Below are 25238 nucleotides of genomic sequence, written 5' to 3'. Positions count from 1 at the left end.
TAAGGGATTCTAGAGATTATTCCCGGTTAAATAATGCAATTTAATGGTTTATCCCAGCCTTATACGCGTGGCCAGCCACTCCCTGAGTTGCTGAAGCAGCGCATTCTCATTTTGGATGGGGCTATGGGCACCATGATTCAGCAGTACAAACTGTCTGAAGATGATTATCGTGGTTTGCCAGGCAACATACGCTTTGCTGATCACCCAGGTGATCTCAAGGGCAATAATGAATTATTGGTGTTAACTCAGCCTCAAATCATTAGCAAAATTCATGAGCAGTATTTGGATGCAGGTGCTGACATTATTGAAACCAATACCTTTGGTGCCACATCGGTTGCCCAAGAAGATTACAAAATGCCTGGCCTAGCACGTGAAATGAATGAGGTTTCAGCTAGATTAGCTCGCGCAGCTTGCGATAAATACAGCACCTCCGATAAGCCTCGCTTTGCCGCTGGTGCCATTGGGCCAACTCCCAAGACTGCAAGTATTTCTCCAGACGTGAATGATCCTGGTGCACGCAATGTCACCTTTGATACTTTGCGCGCCTCTTATCGTGAGCAGATTGAAGGCCTCTTTGCTGGTGGAGTGGATTTATTTTTAGTAGAAACCATTTTCGACACCCTGAATGCAAAAGCAGCATTGTTTGCTTTAGATGAATTTTTTGAAGAGACTGGTGAACGTTTACCTGTAATGATTTCTGGAACGGTAACGGATGCATCGGGTCGAATTCTTTCAGGTCAAACGGTTGAAGCATTTTGGAATAGTTTGCGTCACATTAAGCCACTCACATTTGGTTTGAATTGTGCTTTAGGTGCTGCCTTAATGCGCCCTTATGTTGCAGAACTTGCGCGTATTTGTGATGCTGCAGTATCTTGCTATCCTAATGCTGGCCTCCCTAATCCAATGAGTGATACAGGGTTTGATGAGACCCCAGAAATTACCTCAAGCTTAGTAGATGGCTTTGCCAAGGATGGCCTAGTGAATTTGGTGGGAGGTTGCTGCGGGACCACGCCCGACCATATCCGGGCAATTGCGAATGCAGTTGCCAAACGCAAGCCTCGCCCCTTTTATCGCGAGGGAGCAGAAGCTTCAGCATGAGTAAATTGGAAAATCCAAAAGCCATGCCAGCCATGAAGCTTTCTGGTCTAGAGCCATTTAATGTGACTACCGATGTTCGCTTTGTCAATATTGGTGAGCGTACCAACGTCACAGGCTCTAAAGCATTCTCCCGCATGATTTTGAATAATCAATTTGATGAAGCGCTTGTAGTGGCTCGTCAACAAGTTGAAAATGGTGCGCAGGTCATCGACATTAATATGGACGAGGCAATGTTAGATTCTGAAGCAGCGATGACGCGCTTCTTAAACTTGATTGCATCAGAGCCAGATATCGCTAGAGTACCTATCATGATCGACTCCTCTAAATGGAGCGTGATTGAGGCGGGTCTGAAATGTATTCAAGGTAAGCCGATTGTTAATTCAATTTCCTTAAAGGAAGGCGAAGAACCTTTCAGAAAACAAGCGCGCTTAATTCGTCGCTATGGTGCAGCTTCCGTCATCATGGCTTTTGATGAAGTGGGCCAAGCAGACACCTTCAAGCGCAAAACTGAAATTTGCCAACGATGCTATGACATTCTTGTAAATGAGATTGGCTTTCCTGCAGAAGATATTATTTTTGATCCCAATATTTTTGCAATTGCGACCGGTATTGAAGAGCACGATAACTATGCAGTAGATTTTATTAATGCCACACGCTGGATTAAAGAAAATCTACCTGGCGCTAAAGTGAGCGGTGGCGTTTCTAATGTGAGCTTCTCATTCCGCGGTAATGATCGTGTTCGCGAGGCAATTCATACTGTATTTCTGTACCATGCTATCAAGGCGGGTATGGATATGGGCATCGTGAATGCCGGCCAATTGGGTGTTTACGCTGATTTAGATTCAGAGCTCAGGGAGCGAGTCGAGGATGTGGTTCTTAATCGCTTTAAAGAAAAAGACGGAAAGACGCCAACAGAGCGTTTGCTCGATATTGCCGACCAATTTAAGGGCGGTGGTGCCAAGCAAGTTGAAAACTTAGTCTGGCGTGAAGATCCAGTCCGTGAGCGCTTAACACATGCCCTGGTGCATGGCATCACCACCTTTATTGAAGCAGATACCGAAGAATTGCGGGCGCAAATCATGGGCGATGGTGGTCGCCCCATTGAGGTGATTGAAGGCCCACTCATGGATGGCATGAATGTCGTAGGTGATTTATTTGGCGAGGGCAAGATGTTCTTGCCGCAAGTGGTAAAAAGTGCTCGAGTAATGAAACAGGCTGTTGCGATACTGATTCCATATATTGAGGAAGAGAAGCGACTACATATTGCTGGTGGTGGTGAGGCTAAAGCCAAAGGCAAGATTGTGATGGCTACCGTGAAAGGTGATGTGCACGATATTGGTAAGAATATCGTGACAGTGGTGTTGCAATGTAATAACTTTGAAGTTGCCAATATGGGCGTGATGGTGCCTTGTGCTGAAATTTTGAAGCGTGCCAAGGAAGAGAAAGCCGATATTGTCGGCCTTTCCGGCTTAATTACGCCCTCGCTTGAAGAGATGACTTATGTTGCACAAGAAATGCAGCGCGACGATTATTTCCGGGAGCGACAAATCCCACTCATGATTGGTGGCGCTACTACCTCTCGTGTTCATACAGCAGTCAAGATTGCGCCACACTATGACGGTCCAGTGGTTTATGTACCAGATGCATCACGCTCAGTGTCGGTTGCCTCTAGCTTACTTTCTGATGAGAGCGCTACCAAATTCATTCAAGATTTGCGTGATGACTATGTCCGCATTCGTGAGCAACATGCTAATAAAAAAGCTGCGCCTACTATTTCATTAGAGGCTGCCAGGAAAAATCGTGAACTCATTGATTGGGCTGCTTATGTTCCAGAAAAGCCTAAGTTTATTGGGCGTCGCGTCTTTAAAAACTTTGCCTTAAGTGATATTGCGAAATATATTGACTGGACACCATTCTTTCAGACATGGGATTTAGCAGGTAAGTACCCAGCGATTTTGGATGATGAAGTTGTGGGCGTTGAAGCACGTAAAGTGTTTGAAGACGCCAAGGCCTTATTGGAAAAATTGATTAAAGGCCAATGGTTACAAGCCGATGCAGTAGTCGCTTTTTATCCGGCCAATACCGTTGGCGATGACATTGTTTTATATAGCGATGAAGCCCGTGAGCACCCATTATTTGTGTGGCATAACTTACGTCAACAAGCTGAGCGTCCAGTCATTGACGGCATTCGCCGCCCAAATCGCTGTCTCGCAGATTACGTTGCCCCCAGGGATTCTGGTGTAGCTGATTACTTAGGATGCTTTGCTGTAACAACAGGTCATGGGGTTGAGAAAAAGGTCGCAGAATTTCAGGCGAAGCATGATGACTACAGTGCAATCATGTTAAAGGCTTTAGCAGATCGTTTAGCCGAGGCTTTTGCTGAGTTGATGCACCATCGTGTTAGAACGGATTTGTGGGGATATGCCACCGATGAGATTCTGACAAATGATCAAATGATTAATGAAGAGTATCGTGGCATTCGTCCAGCACCCGGATATCCTGCGTGCCCTGCGCACGAGGTCAAAAAAGATTTACTGCGAGTGATTGGCTCTGAAGATATTGGCATGACATTGACCGAATCGATGGCCATGAATCCTGCATCTAGTGTGAGTGGATTCTATTTGGCACATCCTGATGCCCGCTACTTTAATGTCGGCAAGCTATCTACTGATCAGATTGAAGACTTGGCTATACGCCGCGGTGAATCTATTGAGGATGTGCGTCGTCAACTTTCTAGTTCTTTAGATTAAACACCCCACATTACTGGCTCGCCTTTGGCATTACTTTGCTTCATCAGCTCAAGGAATGGATAGGCTCTTTGGCCAAGACGGTCGGCTGATTTGGAATGGCCCTGGTGTTCATTGGCCCCATTCTTGGTTTGTGAGCGCTCTTCCAAGTCTTTCAGAATAGCGGTTTCTAGGGCGGTAATGTAAGCAGGTAGCTTCTCTACTGTCAAAATTCCTCTGGGCTCAATAGGGTGCCCCAAGATATCAAAAATTTGCTGAGTCAGATCAGCCAGCATGATGACGTCTGGAGCGGCTTTTGAGCGAAATTGATAGATCATTTCGATAGCTTACCACCTGATAAACTCACTGTTCTATGTTGTTGACCAATAAAAATCGATTAATTGAGATGCTCGGCGGAGCACTACAAGAACTGGCGCAAGAGCGAGGCCTGGGCGACGTTCCACAACCCCGATTAGAGCGTCCAAAAGCAGTAGATCACGGTGACGTTGCCTGCAATATTGCCCTGCAGCTTTCTAAAGCCTGGAAACTGAACCCAAGGGATTTAGCGCAGACGCTTGTAGAGCGTTTGCAAAAGCAACCAGACTTTGAACAGCTGATTACTTCTTGCGAAATTGCTGGCCCTGGGTTTATCAACTTTCGCCTTAGTAATGCAGCGAAAATCGCAGTAGTTAAAGAAATTTTGTCAGCCGGCCCTCGGTTTGGGGAGCTTCCTAGTGGTAAGGGGCCAGTCGCTAGCGCCATGATTGAGTTTGTTTCAGCAAATCCCACAGGTCCATTACACGTTGGCCATGGTAGGCAAGCTGCACTAGGAGATGCCTTGGCTAATCTCTTAGCGACCCAAGGTATTAAAGTGCACCGTGAGTTTTATTACAACGATGCTGGCGTACAAATTGCCAATCTTGCTTTATCTGTCCAGGCGCGTTTAAAGGGCTTGAAGCCCGGTGATGCAGCTTGGCCCGAACAAGCTTATAACGGTGAATATATTGCAGAGATTGCTGCTGCCTTTAAAGCCTCTGAAAAATATCAAGATGATCTTGAGGCAATACGTCAATTTGCAGTTGCGTATTTACGTAATGAACAAGATCTCGATTTGAAAACCTTTGGTGTGAAATTTGACTGCTATTACCTAGAGTCTTCTTTATATACCGATGGTAGTGTTGCTCAAATCGTAGAGGATTTACAAAGTATTGGTAAAACCTATGAAGGCGAAGGGGCCCTTTGGTTAAAAACGACTGATGACGGTGATGACAAAGATCGTGTCATGCGTAAATCAGATGGTAGCTTTACCTACTTTGTTCCTGATGTGGCATATCACGCCAGTAAATGGAAGCGTGGCTTCAAAAAAGTGATTAATGTGCAGGGTAGTGATCATCATGGCACGATTGCCCGTGTCCGCTCAGGTATACAGGGCGTGGCACAGAAGCGAGGTTGGGAAATTCCGAAGACCTTTCCAGATTATGTTTTACACAAGATGGTGACGGTGATGCGCGGCGGTGAAGAAGTCAAAATTTCTAAGCGTGCAGGTTCTTACGTCACCGTTCGTGACTTGGTTGAGTGGTCAGGCGGCCTTACTGCTGAAATGACTCCCGAAGAGAAAGATTTGGCACTTGCGCGTGGACGCGACGCAGTGCGATTCTTTTTAATTTCACGGAAAGCAGATACTGAGTTTGTATTTGATATTGATTTAGCACTTGCGCAAAATGATGAGAATCCCGTGTTCTATGTTCAATATGCACATGCACGGATTAGTTCAATCTTGCAGCATTGGGGTGGGCAAACGGCAGACTTAGTAAATGCAGACTTATCACTTCTCAATAGCAAAGCTTCTGATCACTTATTAAGACGTCTAGCTGAATATCCAGAGGTTTTGACAGATGCTGCCGCTGATTTGGCACCCCATGCCTTGGCATTCTATTTGCGTGACCTAGCGGGTGATTTTCATACCTTCTATAACGCCGATCGGGTGTTGGTAGATGATCCGAATTTGAAATTAGCCCGTCTAGCGCTTTTGTCAGCCACCCGCCAGGTATTACAAAATGGTTTGAAGGTATTAGGGGTATCCGCTCCAGCAAAGATGTAGCGGCAAATGAAGTGAAAATGTAAGATGAGGGAATCATGAAAAAACCGAATCAACAAACTGGCCTCATCAAAGTTCCAAGAGCTAATGCTCAATACGGAGGCACGATTCTTGGCTTTATTTTAGGCCTGGGCGCTGGCTTGGGTATCGCCTTTGCAGTTGCTTTTTATCTTTCTAAAAATACTCCTCAAGAACGGCCTGGCGTTCGTGCACCTAATTTACCTCTCAGTATTCTTAAGCCAGCAGCTCCACCTGCTGAGGGTGAGACTGTCAGCCCTGCCGAACCAGTGGACCTGAATAAACCCCTGCAGAGTAAATCTAGTGCAAGTCCTGTCGCTGACCCTATTGGAGATTTGCTCAATAGTAAAAAGTCGGCAGATAACTCTTCTGCAGCCGCAAAATCAGATGCTCAGTACTATTTGCAAGTCGGAGCATTTGCGAAGCGCGCAGATGCTGATGCTCAGAAAGCAAGCTTGGCTATTCAAGGTATTCAGGCTTCGTTAAGCGAAGTGACTAGCGAGGGCAACTCGTTGTGGCGAGTTCGCATTGGTCCTTATGCTAGCTCAGAAGAAAGCAATCCTGTGCGTGATAAGTTAAACGGCATGGGCATTAAACCAACCCTTATTAAAACTACTAAATCATGATTTCATTTAGCAAAAGACTCTTTACTGCATTGACCTTCCTGTGTTTAAGCGGGGTCGCCCTGGCTCAAAACCCAAAGTTTGAGGAAGGCTTTGATTACCGGGTGTTACCAATTCCGCAGCCTGTAGAAATCAAGGGCAAAGTTGAAGTCATTGAGTTCTTTTGGTACGGCTGCCCCCATTGTTATGACTTTGAGCCAGAGCTCAGCAGTTGGGTTAAACGTCAGCCAAAGGATGTGGTATTCAAACGTGTACCAGTTGCTTTTCGAGATGACTTTATACCGCATAGTCAGCTTTTTTATACGCTCGAATCCTTGGGTAAAGGGGATGCGCTCAATGAAAAAGTGATGTACGCAATGCATAAAGAAAATAAGCGCCTCTTAACGGAACCAGAAATTGCTGATTGGGCTGCTTCCCAAGGAATTGATCGCAATACTTTCTTGGCTACCTATCGTTCATTTGCAGTGACTTCAAAAGCCCGAGCGGCAAAGCAACTGGCAGAGGCTTATCGCATAGATGGTGTGCCAACCATTGTGATGCAGGGTAAGTATGTAACTTCACCTTCGATTGCTGGTACCAAGGCTAAAGCGATTGCTGTGATGGATTATCTCGAAGAAAAAATCCGTAAAGATAAATACAAGTAGGACTTAGATTTTTACAAAGCGCCGGACTATCCAAAAGTAGAGGGGATAAGGCAGGATTCTGAGAAATTTTAAGAATCCTGAAAACCGTTTTGGAAAGTGGATATCAAATTCTCCCTTTTGAATACCAGACAAAATTTCAGTAGCAGCTTGATCTGCGGTAATTAATGCGGGCATTTCAAAATCATTCTGGGCTGTCGCTTCGGTAGCAACAAAGCCCGGAGAAATCATATGAACGCTGACGCCCTGCGGTAGCAAGTCGTAATACAAGGTCTCGCAGAAATTAATAATTCCGGCTTTACTGGGGCCATAGGCTAATGCTTTTGGCAATCCGCTGTAGCCGGCAACACTGCCCACAATAGCGATATGTCCAGCATGCGCACTCAGCATATTGGGTAGAACAGCTGCTACAGCTCTCATTGGCCCTAATAGATTGGCGTCAATTGTCTGCTCTGCAGTATTGATATCAAAATTATCTGCACGCAAAGGCACATACATGCCCGATACAAAAAGGAGTAAATCAATGCCACCCCATGCCTGCACAATGCTTTGATAAGCAGTTTGAATTTGCTGCTGCTGAGTCACATCCACGGGCAAAATGAGCGTTTGTTCTGGTTTGACAGCTCGCGCAATTTGCTCTAGACGCTCTATCCGGCGGCTTGAGAGCGCCACTTTAGCGCCCTTACTGAGTAATGCCTGAGCGCATGCTGCGCCGATGCCACTTGAGGCGCCAATGATCCAAACGCGTTTGCCAGAGAAGCTATCGATACCTAGTTGCTTCATGCGCTTAGACTATCAGCAGAAGGCGTAGAAGTTTCATGGCTCAAGGTAAATTGCACTACATCGATATTATGTTCAGAGAATCCTGCAGAGCAATACATGAGGTAGAAATTCCAGAGGCGAATGAATGCCTCATCAAAACCCAGTTGCCGTACTTCTTGAAGTCTGTGATTGAAGCTATCTCTCCAAATACACAGCGTTTTTGCATAATCGGATCCAAAGGCAAATTCAGCTTCAACTTTTAAGCCAGCTTGCGCAGCGCTTGCCCGAAAGCTGGTGAGTGAAGGCAACATCCCACCAGGAAATACATATTGCTGAATAAAGTCGGTGTTATGTCGATAGCGCTCAAAAAGGTCTTCAGCAATCACAATGGTTTGAATACATGCTTTGCGACCTGTCTTTAGGCGCTTAGCAATAGTATGAAAATATTCAGGCCAATGCTTTGCTCCAACAGCCTCAAACATTTCTACTGAGACGATGCCATCAAATTGCTCTGGGCAATCACGGTAGTCTTGCAGGCGCACTTCAAATGCTGGGGCTTTCTCTTGAGACATTTGAATATTTTTTAAGCGCTCATCAGCAAACGCTTTTTGTTCAGTGGAAAGCGTAAGGCCTGTGATGGCAATATTGCTTTGGAGAGCCTCTTCCATCACGCCACCCCAACCACAGCCTATTTCTAGAATATGGTCAGATGCTTTGGAGTCAATAGAGTCTAGGATGCGCCTAATTTTTGCACGTTGCGCCTCTGCAAGTGACTGCTTGTCGCCTTCTGAAAACCAGGCGCTTGAATAACTCATCGTGGGATCAAGCCATAAGCTGTAAAAGGCGTTCCCTAAGTCATAGTGTGCGTGAATATTTTTGCGGCTGCCAGATTTAGTGTTATCTCGCAACCAATGTCTAAAGCGATAGAAAATTGAACCATACCAGCTTCCAAAAATAGCTTTATCAAGAATGTTTCGATTGCGAATCACTAACTCTAGTAAGGCTTTCAGGTCAGGTGTGTTCCACTGTCCGCGAATATAACTCTCTGCAAAGCCAATGTCCCCATGAGACATCACTTGTTTAAATACCGACCAATCCAAAATATGAATTTCTGCATGAAGGGCATCTGAAGGATTGCCAAACTCTTTTCTTTCGTTATTAGGCAGGGTTATTTTTAGATAGCCGCTACCCAGCTGCGGTAGTAGCTTCATAAGGGCATCGACACTAAAACGATATTGCTTAGATGACCGTACTTGCGGTCTTGCAAAATTTAGGCGAGAAAGTAAGGATTGTCCAGGACGATTCATCTGCTAACTTCGAACTCAGGTGGTTTTGGTTTTGAGTTAAAGGGTACACCTTTTATCCATAATTTCAATGCCTGCCAATGGATTCTGAAAATAACGCCCAAGCTCATTAAAGGATAGCTAATAAATGCCAAATATAGATTGGCGCGACTGAGGGGGCGACTTTGACCACTAATGCTGGTATTAATCAAAGGACGTCCATCTTCATGGAGCTCAATACGATAAACGGAGTGGCGCCCAGAATGGCTCTCGTTGGGAAATAAGAAGCGGAAATGATATTCCCCCCGAATCTCGCAGAAAGGAGAGACATGAAATACTTTTTTACTAGTTAGCGTCTCTCCAGAGTGCAAGATATCTCCAGAGTCTTTGTGGAGTAAATAACAATGCCGCTCCCCAAAGGTATTGTTGACTTCTGCTAATACCGCCTGTACTTGCCCACCTGCACGAGTGCAGATCCAAAAGCTAACGGGGTTAAAAACATAACCTAATACTCTTGGAAAAGTTTGTAACCAGATTTCCCCATCAATATTGGAAACCTGGTTTTCATGTAGCAGTTTTTCAATCCACGCCAGACTATTCGCTTCTCCTTGCCCATGATCCTTGTCAAAGAAGGAAATAAGGCCAGCGCTATTGTCTTTGAGCCCACAATCTCTAAGTAGATCGGGATTGGTATTTCTAGAGCGCATGGGAATTGAGACGGTGAATACACCATACCCAAAGGCATTTTTCGCTGGTCGAAAGCGAGAATGCTTTACTACTCCAAAATTAATCTTTGGTTGATTCATTTATTGAGCATCTTGTTTGGGGCTATTTTTCAGTGGCGAGCGCAGACTTTCTAATAAAGCCTCAGCCACTAATTCACCCGAACGCAATCCATCTTCATGAAATCCAAATCCGGTCCAAGCGCCGCAATACCAGATAGATGAGTTGCCTTGTATTAGCGGGAGTTCTTTTTGCGCTTGAATAGCACCCATATCAAATACAGGGTGAGCGTAATGAATTTCTTGGTGCACTAGTGTTGGATCAGGATCCGTTAATGGATTGAGGCTCACAATAATTTGCAAATCATTAAATTCTGGTGGTAAGGGCTGTAAACGGTTAATGAGGTAGTTAACACTGACATGTTGCTTGGCTGATGGCATAGCACCTGATTTTGCAGTGTAATTCCAGGCCGCCCAACAGCGCTTAACCGTAGGTAAAAAACGGATATCAGTATGGAGAATCGCGCGATTTTGTTGATAAGGAATGGCGGCAAGAATATTTCTGGCGTGCTGATCGATGCCATGCACTAACTCAAGAGATTGATCGCTATGACAAGCCATGACCACCTCATCAAACCAGGCTGATCCGGACTCTGTAATGACTTCAGATTGCGACATGCTCTCATTGCTAGCATTGACTCGTAGAACAGATTCACGTTTAAAAGTAACGTGATTTTTTTCTAGGGCTGCCACTAGACGTTTTACATACTCACGGGATCCGCCCTGAACAGTAAGCCATTGAGGGCGATTTTGGATTTGCAGTAGGCCATGATTATGGCAAAAACGTACCATTGTTTGAATGGGGAATTCCAACATCTGCTCTACAGAGCAAGACCAGATGGCACCAATCATGGGTAAAAAATAATTTTCTCTAAAGCTTTGGCTAAAGCGATTGCGGTCTAAAAAGCTAGCAATCGTTTCATCTGGTTCAGCGTAAAGATGACCTGCTTTAATCTGATGATTCGCCAATTGAGTAGCCAGACGATTGAAGCGCAGAATGTCGTATGCCATTCTCCAAAAAGAGGGTGATAAGAGGTTTGATCTTTGACCAAAGAAGGAGTTTAGGTCGTTGCCGGCCCATTCAATCGTTCTGGGTTTCTGAAATTTCTCAGCGGTATCAATTGAAACTGAGAATGACATTTCTGAGATTGCAATGGGTGCTTGAATTTCTTCAAAAAGTCTTACTAGTCGTGGGTAGGTTTTACGATTAAATACTAAGAAGCCTGTATCAATTCCATGCGTAATATCTTTATTACTATTCTTGAGAGTGAAATTGACAGTATTGCTATGTCCACCAATGTGGTCGCCGCCTTCATAAACAGTGATATCTAAATCGCGTTGTTGTCTTAGGGCATAGGCGCATCCTAGACCAGAAATGCCGGCACCAATAATGGCAATTCTTTTTTTACTCACTGCGCCTTCTCCTTCAGAAGCTTCTCAATCTCATTGCTGATGGTTGTGCTGGTGGGCTTAGTCATGCTGTTATATGAGTTCACAACATTACCGTTGCGGTCAATCATATATTTATAGAAATTCCATTTCGGAGTAGTTCCTGTTTTGGCAATCAACATCTTAAAGAAGGGATTAGCATTCCCACCAGAAACTACGCTCTTAGCAAACATTGGAAATTTGACGTCATAAGTATTTTTGCAAAATTCAGCAATTTCTTTATTACTTCCAGGCTCTTGCTGGCCAAAGTCATTTGAAGGAAAGCCTAAGACTACTAATCCCTGGTCTTTATATTTGGCATACACCTTTTCAAGACCATCATATTGGCTAGTAAATCCACAATAGCTGGCTGTATTGACTGCCAAAATAACTTTTCCTTGGTATTGGCATAGGCTTTGGGGCGCCTCGTCTTGAAGACGCGGAAAGGTCTGGGAAAGTAAAGGGCTGCAGCTAGCAGCATTTACAGTTTGAGCTCCTATTGCAAAAGCGAATAGGGTCAAAAGCCATGAAAACAACAAGCGGATCATCTTGCGCCTTATTTATTGCGGATGGTGAATAGTGCTCAAGTCTAAGACATTTTAGGCAATATCACAGGCTAAGGGGTAATGCTATTAATATTGAGCTATGACAACAATATCGTCACCTTCTTTTGAGTCTAAAGTTTGTCCACCCGAACAGTTGGATAGTTTGGTTGCTAATCTTCCGCGCCCACTCGTTTTTACCAATGGCGTTTTCGATATTCTTCATCGTGGTCATGCTAGTTATTTGGCGCAAGCCCGTGCTTTAGGCGCTAGTTTGGTTGTTGGTGTGAACTCAGATGCATCAGTCAGGATGTTAGGCAAAGGCGATGATCGGCCCATTAATTCTGAAGCTGATCGTCAAGCCTTGTTGGCTGCTCTTGAAAGTGTTGATATGACGATTCTGTTTACTGAGCAAACTCCAGTAAATTTAATTGAGAAAATTCGTCCCGATATTTATGTAAAAGGTGGTGATTACGACATAGATACCTTGGCAGAAACCAAAGCTGTCAAGAGTTGGGGTGGTAAGGCTGTGGCCATTCCCTTTATATATGAGCGCTCAACTACCAGCCTACTGGGAAAAATTCGCTCTTAAATCTGATGTAGTAACCATGCCCACGTACCTCGAAGTACTAAACCTTCAGTAGTTTCGATAGCCAGAGAATTCAGAACCCCAGATTTTGTAATCTCATTAGCTAATATTTTGGCGTTACCACCATCGAGCCAAATTTTTTCTACGGGATGGTTCATTTGCTTTGCGACTTCAGTGGCCAAGATGATGGCGCCGATTTGTGCAGCATCACAACCTCCAATAATCGCATCGTTTGTATTGATACCAAAACCTACAAGCCTATCTTTGCGCTGGGCTAATGGTAGTTGAGCAGTGTTGCTTTGCAAACTCTCTTGCATTAGGCTAAGACCTGGCAAAATCCAGCCGCCGTAATGTACGCCATTAGCTCCCAGTAAATCAATAGTCGTTGCCGTACCCGCGTTGATGATCAGGCTATTGATATTCGATAGGGCGCGTGCACCAATGACAGCGGCCCATCGATCAGCCCCTAATGTTTCGGGGTTCTGATACAGCGTACGCATCCCAACATATTGGCTATCCCCAGTAAGTTGCTGCCATGTGAGATCGTTCCATTGCGGGAAAAGAGATTGAATATTGCTAATGGCTTGTGGGCCAGCGACACAGGTAAAAGCAATCGCATCTGGTTTCGGTAAGGTTTTAGCGATGTAGTCTGCAATTTCTATTCGTGCCTCGGCAGATTGCAAGGCATTGCTAGTGATGGATCCAGAATAAGCCCATAATTTTTTTTGACGATCGGATGGATGTTGAGAAGATTCAACGGCAGCCCATTTGAGACGGGTATTGCCTACGTCAAATAGTAGGTAGAGACTCATGATTGAACTCTCAAAGAAACATCACCTGCATGAATGCTAATGATCTCATTATCTTGCTGCAATAGTAATGCACCATTGCAGTCAATGCCTTTGGCCACACCATAAATCGGCTCTTGATTAACTCCAGAAATGCAAACCTTTTGGTCCCTGAAGGCATCCCAATACTCCCATTGGTTTTGGCATTCACCAAAGCCTTGGTGATTAAAAAGATCAAGATAATGTTCTAATGATTCGATTAATTTCAGCCATAAAAATTCTATATCAGGAAGCGATGTTGTTTGAGGGATGAGTTGATCAAGAGAGCCAACTGCTTGCATTGCTTGATTAGCCAGACTAACTTCAAATTCTTTGGCATTACGTAAGTTGATACCAATACCAATAATCATCCAGGTAGGATCGTTAGTTTTGGCTTGACCACCTTCAATAAGAATACCGCCTAGCTTGGCGTCATTGAGTAGTAAGTCGTTAGGCCACTTTAGGCGAAACCCAGATTGGTGTAGTGCATTCTCATCAATCCTGCATGCTTTAGCAATTCCAGAAATGACTGCCAGACCAACCAATAAGCTTAGTCCACTTAATTCTGCAGGACTTCTTTGGAATGGGTAGGCTAAAGAAAAGCTAATGGAATCATTTGGCCTAGCAAGCCATGAGCGTCCAGCCCTGCCTTTGCCAGCCGTTTGATGATGGGCAATACGAGCTACTGGGTCAATGAGTTCACCAGACCGCCAGCGAGCCAGCAGATCATCATTGGTAGATTTAGTTTGGGCAACACGCTCGAGGATGCAATTGACAGTCATTTCGCCATTGTAGAAAGGTCTGACCTAGAATTGTGGAATGCATCCGGAAGAACAGCGCCCACGAAAATTGATTTTGCCGTTACAGGCCATGCCCTTGGCTAGAGCTCTTGGCTTGAGTTATGCCCTTCTGATTGTCTATGTCAGCCTTAATCCCTTTGATTTTGACTTTAGTAATGGGGTATCTGCCTTGGCCTGGTTAGATGCCCCAGCCCCGCGTTTTATTACCCTCTTTGATGTTTTGGTCAATATATTGGCCTATATCCCTTTTGGGTTTTTAATCGTATTTGCTGCCTTTCCGCGATGGCGTAACTTTGTGGCGCTAGGTATTGCATTTGCTTTGAGTGGTTTTTTGGCATTTAGTGTCGAGACTTTGCAAGCTTGGTTGCCAACCAGAATTCCGAGCCAGATGGACTGGTGGGCAAACGTATTTGGGGGTTTACTAGGCGGCCTCTTGGCGATTCCTCTTGGTCCCCAATGGCTTTCAGGGAGTGCCATTCATCGTCGCTTTGATCAGTGGTTTGGGTTGAATTGGGCTGCATGCGCCCTATTTATCCTATTTCCCTGGTCACAAATTTATCCGCAAAGTTCTTGGCTAGGGACTGGGGTATGGGGACATGCCATTTTTGGCTCGATTGATTGGGGCACTTTTGTCATGAACTATGTGGCGCAGGAAACCGTCATTACCGCGCTGTGTTGGCTTGGGGTTGCACTCTTGCTATCTCTAGGTATGAGAACTAAGGCGCCCCAATGGCGCATTCTGAACGGGCTCTTGGGTTTTACCGTACTAATTAAAACCCTTTTTACTGCACTTCAATTTGGCAGTGAACTAGGCTTTCTTTGGTTAACTGCGGGTGCATTTTGGGGAATGGTATTGGCGAGTGCTCTATTGAGATGGGCTCTTAGCCTGAGACAGGGTACCAAGTTTTGGTTGGCCTTATCTTGTTTGATCTGCGCCACTATTGCAATCAACGTATTGCCTGATAATCCTTATTTCATTCTGACTTTGAGGCATTGGTATCAGGGACGCTTGTTGCATTTTAACGAGCTTATGCAGTGGGTATCCGTAGTATGGTTGCCATTAGCATTAATCTGGATGATTCGTAGTGCTCTTGAAGTCAAACCAAAACCTTGATGAATATCATTTTTCTATGAGCTTTTCACACCACTTATTTTTTTGTTTAAACCAACGTAAAAATGGCGAAGATTGTTGCGACCGTCATAACGCATTTGCTTTATTTGAGTATGCGAAAAGTAGAGTTAAAGAACTTGGTCTATCTGGGCCTGGAAAAATTCGCGTCAATAAAGCAGGTTGTTTGGATCGTTGTGCTGATGGTCCTGTGATGGTGGTATACCCAGAAGGAATTTGGTATACCTTTATAGACACCGAAGATGTTGAAGAGATTATTCAGTCTCACTTAATTCAAGGCCTCCCCGTTGAGCGCTTGCAGTTAGCTTAGCAATAGTTGAAAGATTTTTTCCATGAATAGTCGTACCAAAGTAATTCATATTGAGGGCATCGTTGGCTTAATAGAAATGTCTATCGATCTTCCAGATGAATTAAAAAGCGATCCCGCATTTGTAATTCGTGGTCTAGCTTTAGTGGCACATCCCCATCCATTAATGGGCGGCACAATGGATAACAAAGTTGCTCAAACGATGGCACGCGCTTTTAATCAACTAGGTTATGTCAGTGTTCGTCCAAACTTTCGCGGTGTAGGTGGAACGGCGGGAGTGCATGATGATGGTGTTGGCGAGCTTGATGATTTATTACACGTGACCGATTGGATGCGGACTCCTTCAAGTTGGAGTCAACTTGAAGCTACCGCCCATCAAGCCTGGACAGCGAATGCGAACACCTTGCCATTAGTGATTTCTGGATTTTCTTTTGGTAGCTTTGTTGGCAGTCATTTAGTGCAAAAGCTTGCTGAACTTGGGCGTCCCGTCGAGCGATTAGTGATGGTAGGTAGCGCTGCAGGAAAGTGGAACTTGACTACTGTACCTGCAGATACTGTCGTGATACATGGTGAAGTCGATGAGACAATTCCATTAATTGATGTATTGGATTGGGCGCGTCCGCAAGAGCTGACAGTGCAGGTAGTTCCTGGAGCAGATCATTTTTTCCACCGCAGATTGCATTGCATTCGCAACATTATTACTGGCGCTTGGTTAGGCATGCCAGATCACCGACATTCTTAAATAAGGTCTTTAAAAACGCTATGACCGAAGAAAAATCCCTCATTGAATATCCATCCCAGTTTCCTATTAAGGTAATGGGAAAGGCAAACCCAGAATACTTACCAGCAATTATTCATATTGCAAAACAGTTTGATCCCACTTTTGATGAAAGTAAGGTTGAACAACGACCATCAAAAGATGGCAATTACTTGGGTATTACTTTGCCGATCACAGCTACGAGTCGTGAGCAATTAGACGAGCTATATCGCACCCTCTCTACACATCCTTTAGTTAGTGTTGTCCTTTGATGAAAAGCACATGCCATTCCTCATAAAGCATCTTGGTTTGGCTGATTACGCATCAACTTATGAGGCAATGCGTACTTTTACCAAAGAGCGTGATGTAAATACCCCCGATGAGATTTGGGTTCTACAGCACCCCCCAGTATTCACTTTAGGTCTTGCTGGCGATGCCGGAAATTTACATTCCCCGAGCGAGCAAATTCCACTAGTTCAGGTAGATCGGGGTGGTGAAATTACGTATCACGGCCCAGGTCAAATTGTGGTTTACCTTCTACTCGATCTCAAGCGCCAAGGTATATTTGTAAAAGAGCTAGTGTCACGCATCGAACAGGCACTCATTGATACTCTGGCTGATTACGGCATACAGGCGCAAAGACAGAAAGGGGCTCCAGGAATTTATATTGCTCAGCAAGCAAGCATTCCTGAAGAATGGTTTGGTGCTAAGGTAGCCGCGCTAGGCCTTAAAGTCTCTAAAAGCTGTTCTTATCATGGGCTGGCATTGAATGTTGCAACTGATTTGGATGCATTTAGCCGCATCCACCCATGTGGCTATGAGGGTTTAAGGACGGTAGATATGCAATCCCTTGGGATCAAGGACAATATAAACACTATAAGCAAAAAGCTTTTGGAGCATTTACAGAAGCAACTGATGTCAACATGACCATAAATAAGACCCATACCGAACAGCCAAACGAGCTTCGCCAAGACCTCAATTACGATGCGACTCGTAAGCAAAAGTCGAATGAAAAAACGGCCCGTATTCCAATTAAAATCGTTCCGCTAGCACAGGTTCTCAAAAAACCAGATTGGATTCGTGTCAAAGCAGCTTCTGGCAATTCACGTTTTGCAGAAATCAAAAAGATTTTGCGTGAAAACGAATTGGTTACTGTTTGTGAGGAAGCAAGCTGCCCAAATATTGGCGAGTGTTTTGGTAAGGGCACCGCTACTTTTATGATCATGGGCGATAAATGTACCCGTCGTTGTCCATTTTGTGATGTCGGTCACGGTAGGCCGGATCCCTTGGATACTAAGGAGCCCGCTAACTTAGCCCGTACAATTGCAGCGCTGAAATTAAATTATGTCGTGATTACTAGTGTGGATCGTGATGATCTTCGCGATGGTGGTGCTATGCATTATGTCGATTGCATTTCTCAATCTCGGACTGCATCGCCTAATACACGCATTGAGGTTTTGGTGCCAGATTTTCGTGGTCGTTTAGATAAAGCATTGGATATTTTTAGTGAGCATTCACCCCTTGGTTTGCCTGATGTGATGAACCACAATCTTGAAACAGTGCCACGTCTATATAAGCAAGCGCGACCTGGGGCTGACTATCTGCATTCACTGAAGTTATTAAAAGATTTTAAGGAACGCTTTCCACACATTCCAACTAAGAGCGGTTTGATGGTGGGTCTTGGTGAAACAGATGAAGAGATCTTAGAAGTCATGCGTGATATGCGTGAGCACAATATTGATATGCTTACCATCGGTCAATATCTTGCCCCCTCGGGCCATCACTTGCCAGTCCAGCGTTATGTTCATCCAGATGTGTTCATACGTTTCGAAGAAGAGGCATATGCCATGGGCTTCTCCCATGCGGCAGTAGGGGCGATGGTGCGCTCTAGCTATCATGCAGATCAGCAAGCATATGGTGCTGGCCTTTTATAACCAGACTCTAAGAAGTTGCTGTTTTTGTATTGCGGCAGCATTCTTTTTAGTTGCCTGTAGTCCTAAATTGGATTGGCGTGTTGTTCAGTCTCCACAAGAAAGATACACCGCATTATTTCCTGGTAAGCCAGACAAAATTCAAAGACGTGTGACATATCAAGATCAAGAGTTATTGCAATCTCTTGAGGCTCTCAAAATTGATGATGATATTTATTCCATTAGTGCAACTCAAATTCCTGTTGGCCAATCTTTATTGCTACCCACATTGATGGAGCAATTACAAGGTAATGTATTGGCTAGAGCAAAATCACTGGGAGGAGAAGTGATTGTTGAGGATGTTCTTTATCTAACTGCTGACAAACAAAAGCAAGCAAGTAAAGAATATTGGATTCAGTTAAAGTCAAAGGGAACTGCAGAGCAATGGATGCGTGTTCGGTGGATCACACGCGTTGCACCAGATGGCAGTATTTGGATTTATCAAGTCTCGGTATTACATGCAAAGGCAATACCGAGCGATGCAAAAACTTTTCTCTCTAAAGAGGAATACTCAAACTTTTTTGATGAGTTCTATCCCGAATAAAATTTGAAAAAATTATTGGGATTTTTCTAGGGCAGCTACTTTAGCTTCAAGAGCTTCTAATTTTTCACGGGTCTTTGCCAAAACCTTGGATTGCAATTCAAACTCTTCTCGTGTGACCAGATCCATCTTTTGAAATCCCTGGTTCATCATGGCGCGCACATTTTTTTCAATCTCTTGTGCGGGTGAGTTGCGAATGGCATCCCCCACTTTGCTTTGCATATCGCTAGCAATGCGTTGAAATTGCTCGAGGATTTCGCCTGGTTTTTGCATGATGGGGTTTCGCAGTTCTGTCTAAAGTTGCATAAAAGATACAACTCATATTTTATGTTGAGCGTGAAAAAAGGTGTCAAAGAGCCCAAAAACCCCTAAAAAGGCCCCAAATTCACCTATATTGGGCGATGTAAGGCACCAGATAAGTGCATCTGCATCATTACAGTGATTCAGATTGAATTCGCTTGTCACAGAAGCATCATGATCGCTCCATGCATTCGGTATTTATCCATTTTTTTTATATCAAACAGTGAGGAGTTACACGTGAAGACACTACATAAAACAGCAATCTCTGCAGCAGCAGTCGCATTGCTAGCGGGTTTGGCTAGCACATCTGCATTTGCAGCTGATACACCAGAGAACCCAGAAGACGCAGCAGCACCAAGCCCAATTGCTGCTAACGTGACCGTGGTGAGCGACTATCGTTACCGTGGTATTTCTCAAACAAACTTTAAGCCTGCAATTCAAGGCGGTTTTGATTACGCTCATGAGAGTGGCTTCTATATCGGTAACTGGAACAGCAACATTAGCTGGATCTCTGACGCTGCAAGTCAAGGCGGCGCCAATAATGTTTCCGCTCCAATCGAGATGGACTTCTATGCTGGTTTCAAGAAAGAGTTAATTGGCGAAGGTTTTGCGTCTGACCTTGGTGTTCTGCAGTACTTCTATCCAACTACTGGATTGCCAAGCAGTGCAACCAATCCAAATACAACTGAAATCTACGCAGCCCAAAACTTTACTTTCGGCCCTCTGACTGGCTTTGTTAAGTTTTCATATGCAGCATCTACGCTGTTCGGTTTCACAAACAGTTCTGGATCTTACTATCCTGATTTAACTATGAACTACGACACAGGTATTTGGGGCTTGTCTCTGAATGCTCACGTTGGTTACCAGTATGTTGCCGGAAACGTGCAAGGTAGTAAGACCAACCAAACAAATAGCTCTTTATATTCATATACAGACTACAAGTTGGGTGTAACTAAAGACTTTGGTGGTGGCTTATCTTTGGCTGCTGCTTATATCTCAACAAATGCTGGTATGAATAAAGGTTCTTACAACTATTCATCTCCATCAGGCAAAAACTTGGGCGGTTCCACAGGTATCGTTTCACTCACAAAAACTTTCTAATTTCCACCTCTGAACGGAGAAACACATGAAATTAATTACCGCAATCATCAAGCCATTCAAGCTTGACGAAGTGCGCGAAGCTCTCTCGGAAGTGGGAGTTTCGGGCATAACCGTCACTGAAGTTAAAGGCTTTGGTCGTCAAAAAGGTCACACTGAGTTGTATCGCGGTGCTGAGTATGTTGTCGACTTCTTACCTAAAGTAAAAATTGAAGCTGCTGTTGAAGATGGCATCTTGGAGCGTGCGATTGAAGCAATTGAAAAATCTGCACGTACTGGCAAGATTGGTGATGGCAAGATTTTTGTCTCACCAGTTGAGCACGTCATTCGTATTCGTACCGGTGAAACCGGTGCGTCAGCACTTTAAAGAGAGGCTCAAAATGTTAACTTGGATGAAAAAACTCCTTGCTGGTAGTGCGGTAGCTTTGGCTATCGGCGCTACTGGTGTTATGGCGACTTCAACAGCCTTTGCTGAAGAGGCTAAGCCAGCAGTTGCTGCGGCTGTTGCTGCAGTTGCTGCTGCTCCAGCTTTAGTCCCTAACAAAGCGGATACCGCTTGGATGATGGTATGTACAGCTTTAGTGTTGTTGATGACACTTCCTGGCCTGGCATTGTTCTACGGTGGTCTAACACGTAGCAAAAATATCTTGTCAATCTGCATGCAATGTTTCATGGTCTTCTCCTTGATTACAGTGCTATGGGCTATTTACGGCTATAGCTTTGCCTTTACGGAAGGTGGGCCATTCATTGGTGGACTTGATCGATTGTTCTTGGCGGGCATGACTCCAGATTCAGTTGCGGCAACCTTTAGTAAAGGTGTTGTTATCCCTGAGTACGTATTTATGGCTTTCCAAGCAGTGTTTGCAACAATTACTTGCTGCTTGATCATCGGCTCATTTGCTGAGCGCGCCAAGTTCTCTGCAATTTTAGTGTTCATGATTATCTGGTTCACATTCAGCTACGTGCCAATCGCTCATATGGTTTGGTTCTGGCCTGGTCCTGATGACATCAAAGATGCTGCATCCCTCGAGGCGATTACTGCTCGTGCTGGTTGGTTGTGGCAAAAAGGTGTTCTCGACTTTGCTGGCGGTACTGTTGTGCATATCAATGCTGCGATCGCTGGTTTAGTTGGTTCATACGTCATCGGTAAGCGTGTTGGTTACGGCAAAGAAGCCATGAAGCCACATAACTTGGTTTACGTAATGGCTGGCGCAGCACTCTTGTGGTTTGGCTGGTTTGGTTTCAATGCTGGCTCCGCTCTTGAGGCTAACGGTAGCGCTGCGTTGGCATTCGTGAATACTTATCTGGCTACTGCTGCTGCTGTATTGGGTTGGTCAGTTGCTGAGTGGGTTCTCAAAGGTAAGCCATCTATGTTGGGCGCTGCTTCTGGTTGCGTAGCAGGCTTGGTTGCGATTACTCCTGCAGCTGGTTTTGTTGGTCCAATGGGCGCACTCATCATCGGCGTCTTTGCTGGTGTAGTTTGCCTGTGGGGTGTTACTGGCCTGAAGAAAATTTTAGGTTCAGATGACAGCTTGGACGTATTCGGTGTGCATGGTGTTGGTGGTATCTCTGGTGCCTTGTTGACTGGGGTATTTGCTGATCCAGCCCTAGGTGGAACTGGTATTTGGGACTATGTTGCAAATGCTGCAGCCGCTGATTACTCGATTGCTAGCCAATTATGGATCCAGGCTCAAGGTGTTCTAACTACCTTGATCTGGTCTGGCGTAGTTTCATTCATCGCCTTCAAATTGATCGATATGGTGATTGGTTTGCGCGTTAAGGAAGATGAAGAGCGCGAAGGCTTGGACATCAGCTCTCATGGCGAGGCTGCATACGAGTCTTAATTAGTCGATTTACCCCTCACCCGGCGGCCTTTATGAGTTGCCTGGTTTTAAGCGCGGGATCCTAGGATCCCGCGTCTTTCTTTTAATAATCTTACAATGGTGGAATGGTTCCACATCTGATTACTGCCCTTAGCGGCCCTTTGCTCGAATTAGAGTCAAAGGTACTTGAAGCAACCCCAACAATTGAGCGCTGGTTTAGATTGGAGTGGCAAGAGCACACGCCACCCTTTTATTGTTCAGTTGATCTCCGAAACTCTGGCTTTAAATTAGCCCCAGTAGATACCAATTTATTTCCTGGCGGGTTTAACAATTTATCTCCTCAAATGCTGCCTTTGGCTGTTCAGGCAGCCATGGCTGCGATCGAGAAGATCTGTCCCGAAGCTAAAAACTTATTGCTCATACCCGAGCGCCATACTCGCAATACTTTTTACTTACAAAATATTGCCCGCTTATCTTCGATCTTGCGTCAGGCAGGCTTGAATGTCAGACTAGGCACTTTCTCTGAAGAAATTAAAAAGCCAACTTGGATTGAATTGCCCGATGGTAATCGACTATTGATGGAGCCTTTGTCCCGCCTAGGACTCAAGAAGCAACGCTTGGGCTTAAAAGATTTTGATCCTTGCTCTATTTTGTTAAATAACGATTTATCAGCTGGCATTCCTCCAATTTTGGAAAATATTCATGAGCAATATTTATTGCCAGGATTGCATGCAGGCTGGCATATGCGCCGTAAATCGAATCATTTTGCTGCTTATGATGAAGTTGCTAAGAAGTTTGCAAAGGTGGTAGATATAGATCCATGGATGATTAATCCTTATTTTTCAAGTTGCTCTAATGTGAACTTTCATGAGCGTAAAGGTGAGGAAGAGCTTCAGGTTGCGGTTGAGCAGGTCTTGAAAAAGACAGCAAAGAAATATCGTGAATATGGCATTAAAGAAAAGCCTTATGTAGTTGTGAAAGCTGACGCTGGTACTTATGGTATGGGTGTGATGGTGGTCAACGACCCTTCACAGGTAAAGGACCTGAACCGCAAAGACCGCAATAAGATGAGCGTAGTGAAAGAAGGTCTTGAGGTTAGTAATGTCTTAATTCAGGAGGGTGTTTATACCTTCGAAAAAGTCAATGAGGCGGTAGCAGAGCCCGTGGTTTATATGATTGATCGCTATGTCATCGGAGGTTTCTATCGAGTACACACCGATCGTGGGCCTGATGAGAATCTTAATGCTCCAGGTATGCACTTTGTACCCTTAGCCTTTGAGCAAAATTCAATGCCGGATATGAGTGCTAAGCCGGGTAGTGCTGCTCCAAATCGTTTCTATTTGTATGGTGTCGTTGCACGTTTGGCATTACTGGCCGCATCCTTAGAGCTAGAACGCACCGATCCTGATGCTGAACCCGCCTAATCTAAAGCACATTAATTAATAGGTCTTCATGGATTTTTTATTCATTGCCGATCCACTGGAATCATTCAAGATTCAAAAAGATTCAACTTTAGCAATGATGCGCGTTGCCCAGGAGGCGGGGCATCATTTGTGGTTTTGTCAGAGCCGCAATTTATTGTGGAAAGACGGTGCAGTTGTCGCAGATTGCCAATCTTTAGTAGTCAAGCCCAGCTCACACTCATGGTTTGAGCTGGGGGAGATAGAGAGCCGAGCATTAAATAATTTTGCTGCGGTAATGATGCGTACTGACCCACCGTTTGACATTGAATATCTCAATAGCACTTGGTTGCTCTCTGCTGCTGTTCGCCAAGGCGTTAAAGTATTTAATCATCCAGCTGCAGTGCGTGATCATTCTGAAAAAATCTCCATCACGGAGTTTCCTGAGTTGATACCACCTACTTTGATCACACGTGAATTAGATGTGGTTGCAAAATTTCATGAAACACATCGTGACATCGTCATTAAACCCTTGGATGGTATGGGAGGTATGGGCGTATTTAGAGTGGGTCCCGATGGCTTGAACTTAGCCAGTATTGTTGAAACTTTAGGTGAAAATGGTGCTAGAACACTGATGGTACAACGTTTTCTGCCGGAGATTACCCAGGGTGATAAACGTGCCTTATTAATTGGGGGTGAAGTTGTGCCTTATGCTTTAGCTCGAATTCCACAGGGTAGTGAAATTAGGGGAAATTTGGCTGCTGGTGGTAAAGGGGTTGCGATGCCTTTAAGCGATACAGAAAAGAGAATCGCGCAATATCTTGCTCCAATATTGTATGAGCGAGGTTTATTTTTAGTTGGGCTAGACTTGATTGGTGGGTATCTTACTGAAATCAATGTTACGAGTCCTACTTGTTTTGTTGAAATTACCGAACAAAGCGGATTTGATGTCCCGCAATTTTGGCTAACCAATCTTGAGAAGGCGTTGTCATAAGATGGCTGGAATCGTCATAGTTGCTCATACCCCTGTTGCGACAGCAATGTTGGGTTTTGCAGAGCATGCTTTCGGTGTTGTCCCTGAGCGAGTGAGGGCCGTAGATATTCCTCCGTATGAGGATATTAAAGTGAGTTATGACCGCGTACTTGAGGCTGCTAGAGGCGTTAATCGGGGTAATGGAATATTAATTTTGACTGACGTTATGGGTGCGACACCCGCAAACGTAGCCTCAAAATTGGATATGCCTGACCTCAGCACTGAATTGGGTAATGTGGTTGTACTGGCTGGATTAAATTTACCCATGTTGATGCGTTGTATTACCCATCGTGGCGATTCGCTCGAAGAGCTGGCCCATAAAGCCCTGCAAGGTGGACACCATGGGATCTTGCGCCTTGGCGTCAAAATAAACGAAGAAGACTAAAGCAAAATATGCCGATTGCTGAAATAGAAATTATTAATAAGCTGGGTTTACATGCCCGTGCATCAGCCAAACTCTCCCAATTGGCGGCCCAGTTTCCTTGTGAAATACTGTTGTCACGCAATGGGCGTCAAATTAACGCGAAGAGCATTATGGGTGTAATGATGCTTGCTGCTGGCATTGGTAGCAAGGTCACACTTGAGACAGTTGGCGATCAGGCAGATGAAGCGATGGCCGCCCTAACGGAGTTGATTAATAACCGGTTCGGTGAAGGCGAGTAG

At 44.7% G+C, this 25238-nt stretch carries 28 protein-coding genes and 1 pseudogene; 20 read left to right on the top strand and 9 right to left on the bottom strand.

From position 1 onward, the window contains the following. Positions 1–33 precede the first annotated feature (33 nt). Positions 34–1098 (top strand): homocysteine S-methyltransferase family protein, encoded by a 1065-nt coding sequence (locus ICN38_RS00715; RefSeq protein WP_216253862.1) that lies wholly within the window; start codon positions 34–36, stop codon positions 1096–1098. After that, positions 1095–3848, top strand: coding sequence for a methionine synthase (gene metH / locus ICN38_RS00710; RefSeq protein ID WP_216253857.1), 2754 nt, complete (start codon positions 1095–1097; stop codon positions 3846–3848). The genes ICN38_RS00715 and metH overlap by 4 nt, the downstream gene beginning before the upstream one ends. Here metH and ICN38_RS00705 read toward each other — a convergent pair. Next, entirely contained in the window at positions 3845–4162 is a 318-nt protein-coding gene (locus ICN38_RS00705) for a DUF1840 domain-containing protein (RefSeq protein ID WP_216253855.1), read from the bottom strand. The two genes, metH and ICN38_RS00705, sit on opposite strands and share 4 nt — an antisense overlap. 35 nt (positions 4163–4197) lie before the next feature. Between ICN38_RS00705 and argS the strand changes: the two genes are divergently transcribed. Genes argS through ICN38_RS00690 form a run of 3 tightly spaced genes read left to right on the top strand, consistent with a single transcriptional unit; the run spans position 4198 to position 7207 of the window. Next, a complete protein-coding gene (argS, locus tag ICN38_RS00700) occupies positions 4198–5925 on the top strand; it encodes an arginine--tRNA ligase (RefSeq protein ID WP_216253853.1) in 1728 nt (575 codons plus the stop codon). Positions 5926–5960: 35 nt separating this feature from the next. Beyond that, a complete protein-coding gene (locus tag ICN38_RS00695) occupies positions 5961–6566 on the top strand; it encodes an SPOR domain-containing protein (protein ID WP_216253851.1) in 606 nt (201 codons plus the stop codon). Next, complete coding sequence (locus tag ICN38_RS00690) at positions 6563–7207, top strand: thiol:disulfide interchange protein DsbA/DsbL (RefSeq protein WP_216253848.1); 645 nt, start codon at positions 6563–6565, stop codon at positions 7205–7207. Before ICN38_RS00695 ends, ICN38_RS00690 begins: the two co-directional genes overlap by 4 nt. Before the next feature lie 3 nt (positions 7208–7210). On the opposite strand, the gene ICN38_RS00685 is transcribed toward ICN38_RS00690, so the two are convergent. The 5 genes from ICN38_RS00685 to ICN38_RS00665 are packed head-to-tail and all read right to left on the bottom strand — an operon-like array spanning position 7211 to position 12007. Then, positions 7211–7987, bottom strand: coding sequence for an SDR family oxidoreductase (locus ICN38_RS00685; RefSeq protein WP_216253846.1), 777 nt, complete (start codon positions 7985–7987; stop codon positions 7211–7213). Next, the gene (locus ICN38_RS00680) at positions 7984–9273 is read right to left on the bottom strand and encodes a cyclopropane-fatty-acyl-phospholipid synthase family protein (RefSeq protein WP_216253844.1); all 1290 of its coding nucleotides are present in this window, start codon (positions 9271–9273) and stop codon (positions 7984–7986) included. Before ICN38_RS00680 ends, ICN38_RS00685 begins: the two co-directional genes overlap by 4 nt. After that, positions 9270–10055, bottom strand: a complete 786-nt coding sequence (locus ICN38_RS00675; RefSeq protein ID WP_216253842.1) for a DUF1365 domain-containing protein — start codon at positions 10053–10055, stop codon at positions 9270–9272. Before ICN38_RS00675 ends, ICN38_RS00680 begins: the two co-directional genes overlap by 4 nt. After that, on the bottom strand, positions 10056–11444 hold the full coding sequence (locus ICN38_RS00670; RefSeq protein ID WP_216253841.1) for an FAD-dependent oxidoreductase: 1389 nt from the start codon (positions 11442–11444) through the stop codon (positions 10056–10058). It lies immediately after the preceding gene. Next, positions 11441–12007: a glutathione peroxidase gene (locus ICN38_RS00665; RefSeq protein WP_216253838.1), complete on the bottom strand. Its 567-nt coding sequence runs from the start codon at positions 12005–12007 to the stop codon at positions 11441–11443. Before ICN38_RS00665 ends, ICN38_RS00670 begins: the two co-directional genes overlap by 4 nt. A 97-nt stretch (positions 12008–12104) precedes the next feature. Here ICN38_RS00665 and rfaE2 point away from each other — a divergent pair, with 97 nt between their 5' ends. Then, positions 12105–12593, top strand: coding sequence for a D-glycero-beta-D-manno-heptose 1-phosphate adenylyltransferase (gene rfaE2 / locus ICN38_RS00660; protein WP_216253835.1), 489 nt, complete (start codon positions 12105–12107; stop codon positions 12591–12593). On the opposite strand, the gene ICN38_RS00655 is transcribed toward rfaE2, so the two are convergent. Together ICN38_RS00655 and ICN38_RS00650 are read right to left on the bottom strand one after the other, a co-directional pair. Then, complete coding sequence (locus ICN38_RS00655) at positions 12590–13402, bottom strand: type III pantothenate kinase (protein WP_216253831.1); 813 nt, start codon at positions 13400–13402, stop codon at positions 12590–12592. The two genes, rfaE2 and ICN38_RS00655, sit on opposite strands and share 4 nt — an antisense overlap. Beyond that, positions 13399–14199 carry a biotin--[acetyl-CoA-carboxylase] ligase gene (locus ICN38_RS00650; protein WP_216253827.1) on the bottom strand — a complete coding sequence of 267 codons (801 nt, stop codon included), beginning with the start codon at positions 14197–14199 and terminating at the stop codon, positions 13399–13401. The genes ICN38_RS00655 and ICN38_RS00650 overlap by 4 nt, the downstream gene beginning before the upstream one ends. A gap of 37 nt (positions 14200–14236) precedes the next feature. Here ICN38_RS00650 and ICN38_RS00645 point away from each other — a divergent pair, with 37 nt between their 5' ends. The 7 genes and pseudogenes from ICN38_RS00645 to ICN38_RS00615 all read left to right on the top strand — a co-directional run bounded on the left by ICN38_RS00645 (position 14237) and on the right by ICN38_RS00615 (position 18924). Next, entirely contained in the window at positions 14237–15331 is a 1095-nt protein-coding gene (locus ICN38_RS00645) for a VanZ family protein (protein ID WP_216253825.1), read from the top strand. A 16-nt stretch (positions 15332–15347) separates the two neighbouring features. Then, positions 15348–15656, top strand: coding sequence for a ferredoxin (locus ICN38_RS00640; protein WP_216253822.1), 309 nt, complete (start codon positions 15348–15350; stop codon positions 15654–15656). Positions 15657–15678: 22 nt separating this feature from the next. Further along, positions 15679–16395 carry an alpha/beta hydrolase gene (locus ICN38_RS00635; protein ID WP_216253819.1) on the top strand — a complete coding sequence of 239 codons (717 nt, stop codon included), beginning with the start codon at positions 15679–15681 and terminating at the stop codon, positions 16393–16395. Positions 16396–16415: 20 nt separating this feature from the next. After that, the gene (locus tag ICN38_RS00630) at positions 16416–16682 is read left to right on the top strand and encodes a YbeD family protein (RefSeq protein WP_216253817.1); all 267 of its coding nucleotides are present in this window, start codon (positions 16416–16418) and stop codon (positions 16680–16682) included. Between the two features lie 10 nt (positions 16683–16692). Beyond that, the gene (gene lipB / locus ICN38_RS00625; RefSeq protein ID WP_216253815.1) at positions 16693–17337 is read left to right on the top strand and encodes a lipoyl(octanoyl) transferase LipB; all 645 of its coding nucleotides are present in this window, start codon (positions 16693–16695) and stop codon (positions 17335–17337) included. A gap of 53 nt (positions 17338–17390) precedes the next feature. Continuing rightward, positions 17391–18344, top strand: a pseudogene (gene lipA / locus ICN38_RS00620) (lipoyl synthase); the annotation flags it as partial. Next, a complete protein-coding gene (locus tag ICN38_RS00615; protein ID WP_255562656.1) occupies positions 18307–18924 on the top strand; it encodes a hypothetical protein in 618 nt (205 codons plus the stop codon). The pseudogene lipA and the gene ICN38_RS00615, both read left to right, overlap by 38 nt. A gap of 12 nt (positions 18925–18936) precedes the next feature. Here ICN38_RS00615 and ICN38_RS00610 read toward each other — a convergent pair whose 3' ends face one another. After that, on the bottom strand, positions 18937–19194 hold the full coding sequence (locus ICN38_RS00610) for an accessory factor UbiK family protein (RefSeq protein ID WP_216253811.1): 258 nt from the start codon (positions 19192–19194) through the stop codon (positions 18937–18939). Positions 19195–19458: 264 nt separating this feature from the next. On the opposite strand from ICN38_RS00610, the gene ICN38_RS00605 reads away from it, so the two are divergent. The 7 genes from ICN38_RS00605 to ICN38_RS00575 all read left to right on the top strand — a co-directional run bounded on the left by ICN38_RS00605 (position 19459) and on the right by ICN38_RS00575 (position 25238). Continuing rightward, complete coding sequence (locus tag ICN38_RS00605; RefSeq protein ID WP_370624342.1) at positions 19459–20322, top strand: TorF family putative porin; 864 nt, start codon at positions 19459–19461, stop codon at positions 20320–20322. 25 nt (positions 20323–20347) lie between these two features. Further along, positions 20348–20686 (top strand): P-II family nitrogen regulator, encoded by a 339-nt coding sequence (locus ICN38_RS00600; RefSeq protein WP_011903792.1) that lies wholly within the window; start codon positions 20348–20350, stop codon positions 20684–20686. 13 nt (positions 20687–20699) lie between these two features. After that, positions 20700–22163, top strand: coding sequence for an ammonium transporter (locus ICN38_RS00595; RefSeq protein WP_216253807.1), 1464 nt, complete (start codon positions 20700–20702; stop codon positions 22161–22163). 104 nt (positions 22164–22267) lie between these two features. Then, complete coding sequence (gene gshA / locus ICN38_RS00590; RefSeq protein WP_216253805.1) at positions 22268–23566, top strand: glutamate--cysteine ligase; 1299 nt, start codon at positions 22268–22270, stop codon at positions 23564–23566. Positions 23567–23594: 28 nt separating this feature from the next. Beyond that, positions 23595–24536: a glutathione synthase gene (gshB, locus tag ICN38_RS00585; RefSeq protein WP_216253802.1), complete on the top strand. Its 942-nt coding sequence runs from the start codon at positions 23595–23597 to the stop codon at positions 24534–24536. 1 nt (position 24537) lies between these two features. After that, positions 24538–24960, top strand: coding sequence for a PTS sugar transporter subunit IIA (locus tag ICN38_RS00580; RefSeq protein WP_216253799.1), 423 nt, complete (start codon positions 24538–24540; stop codon positions 24958–24960). Positions 24961–24968: 8 nt separating this feature from the next. Next, positions 24969–25238 (top strand): HPr family phosphocarrier protein, encoded by a 270-nt coding sequence (locus tag ICN38_RS00575; protein ID WP_216253797.1) that lies wholly within the window; start codon positions 24969–24971, stop codon positions 25236–25238.

The organism is Polynucleobacter sp. AP-Melu-500A-A1, from assembly GCF_018882125.1.
Classification (GTDB): Bacteria; Pseudomonadota; Gammaproteobacteria; order Burkholderiales; family Burkholderiaceae; genus Polynucleobacter.
This window is presented reverse-complemented; position numbering and strand designations above follow the sequence as displayed.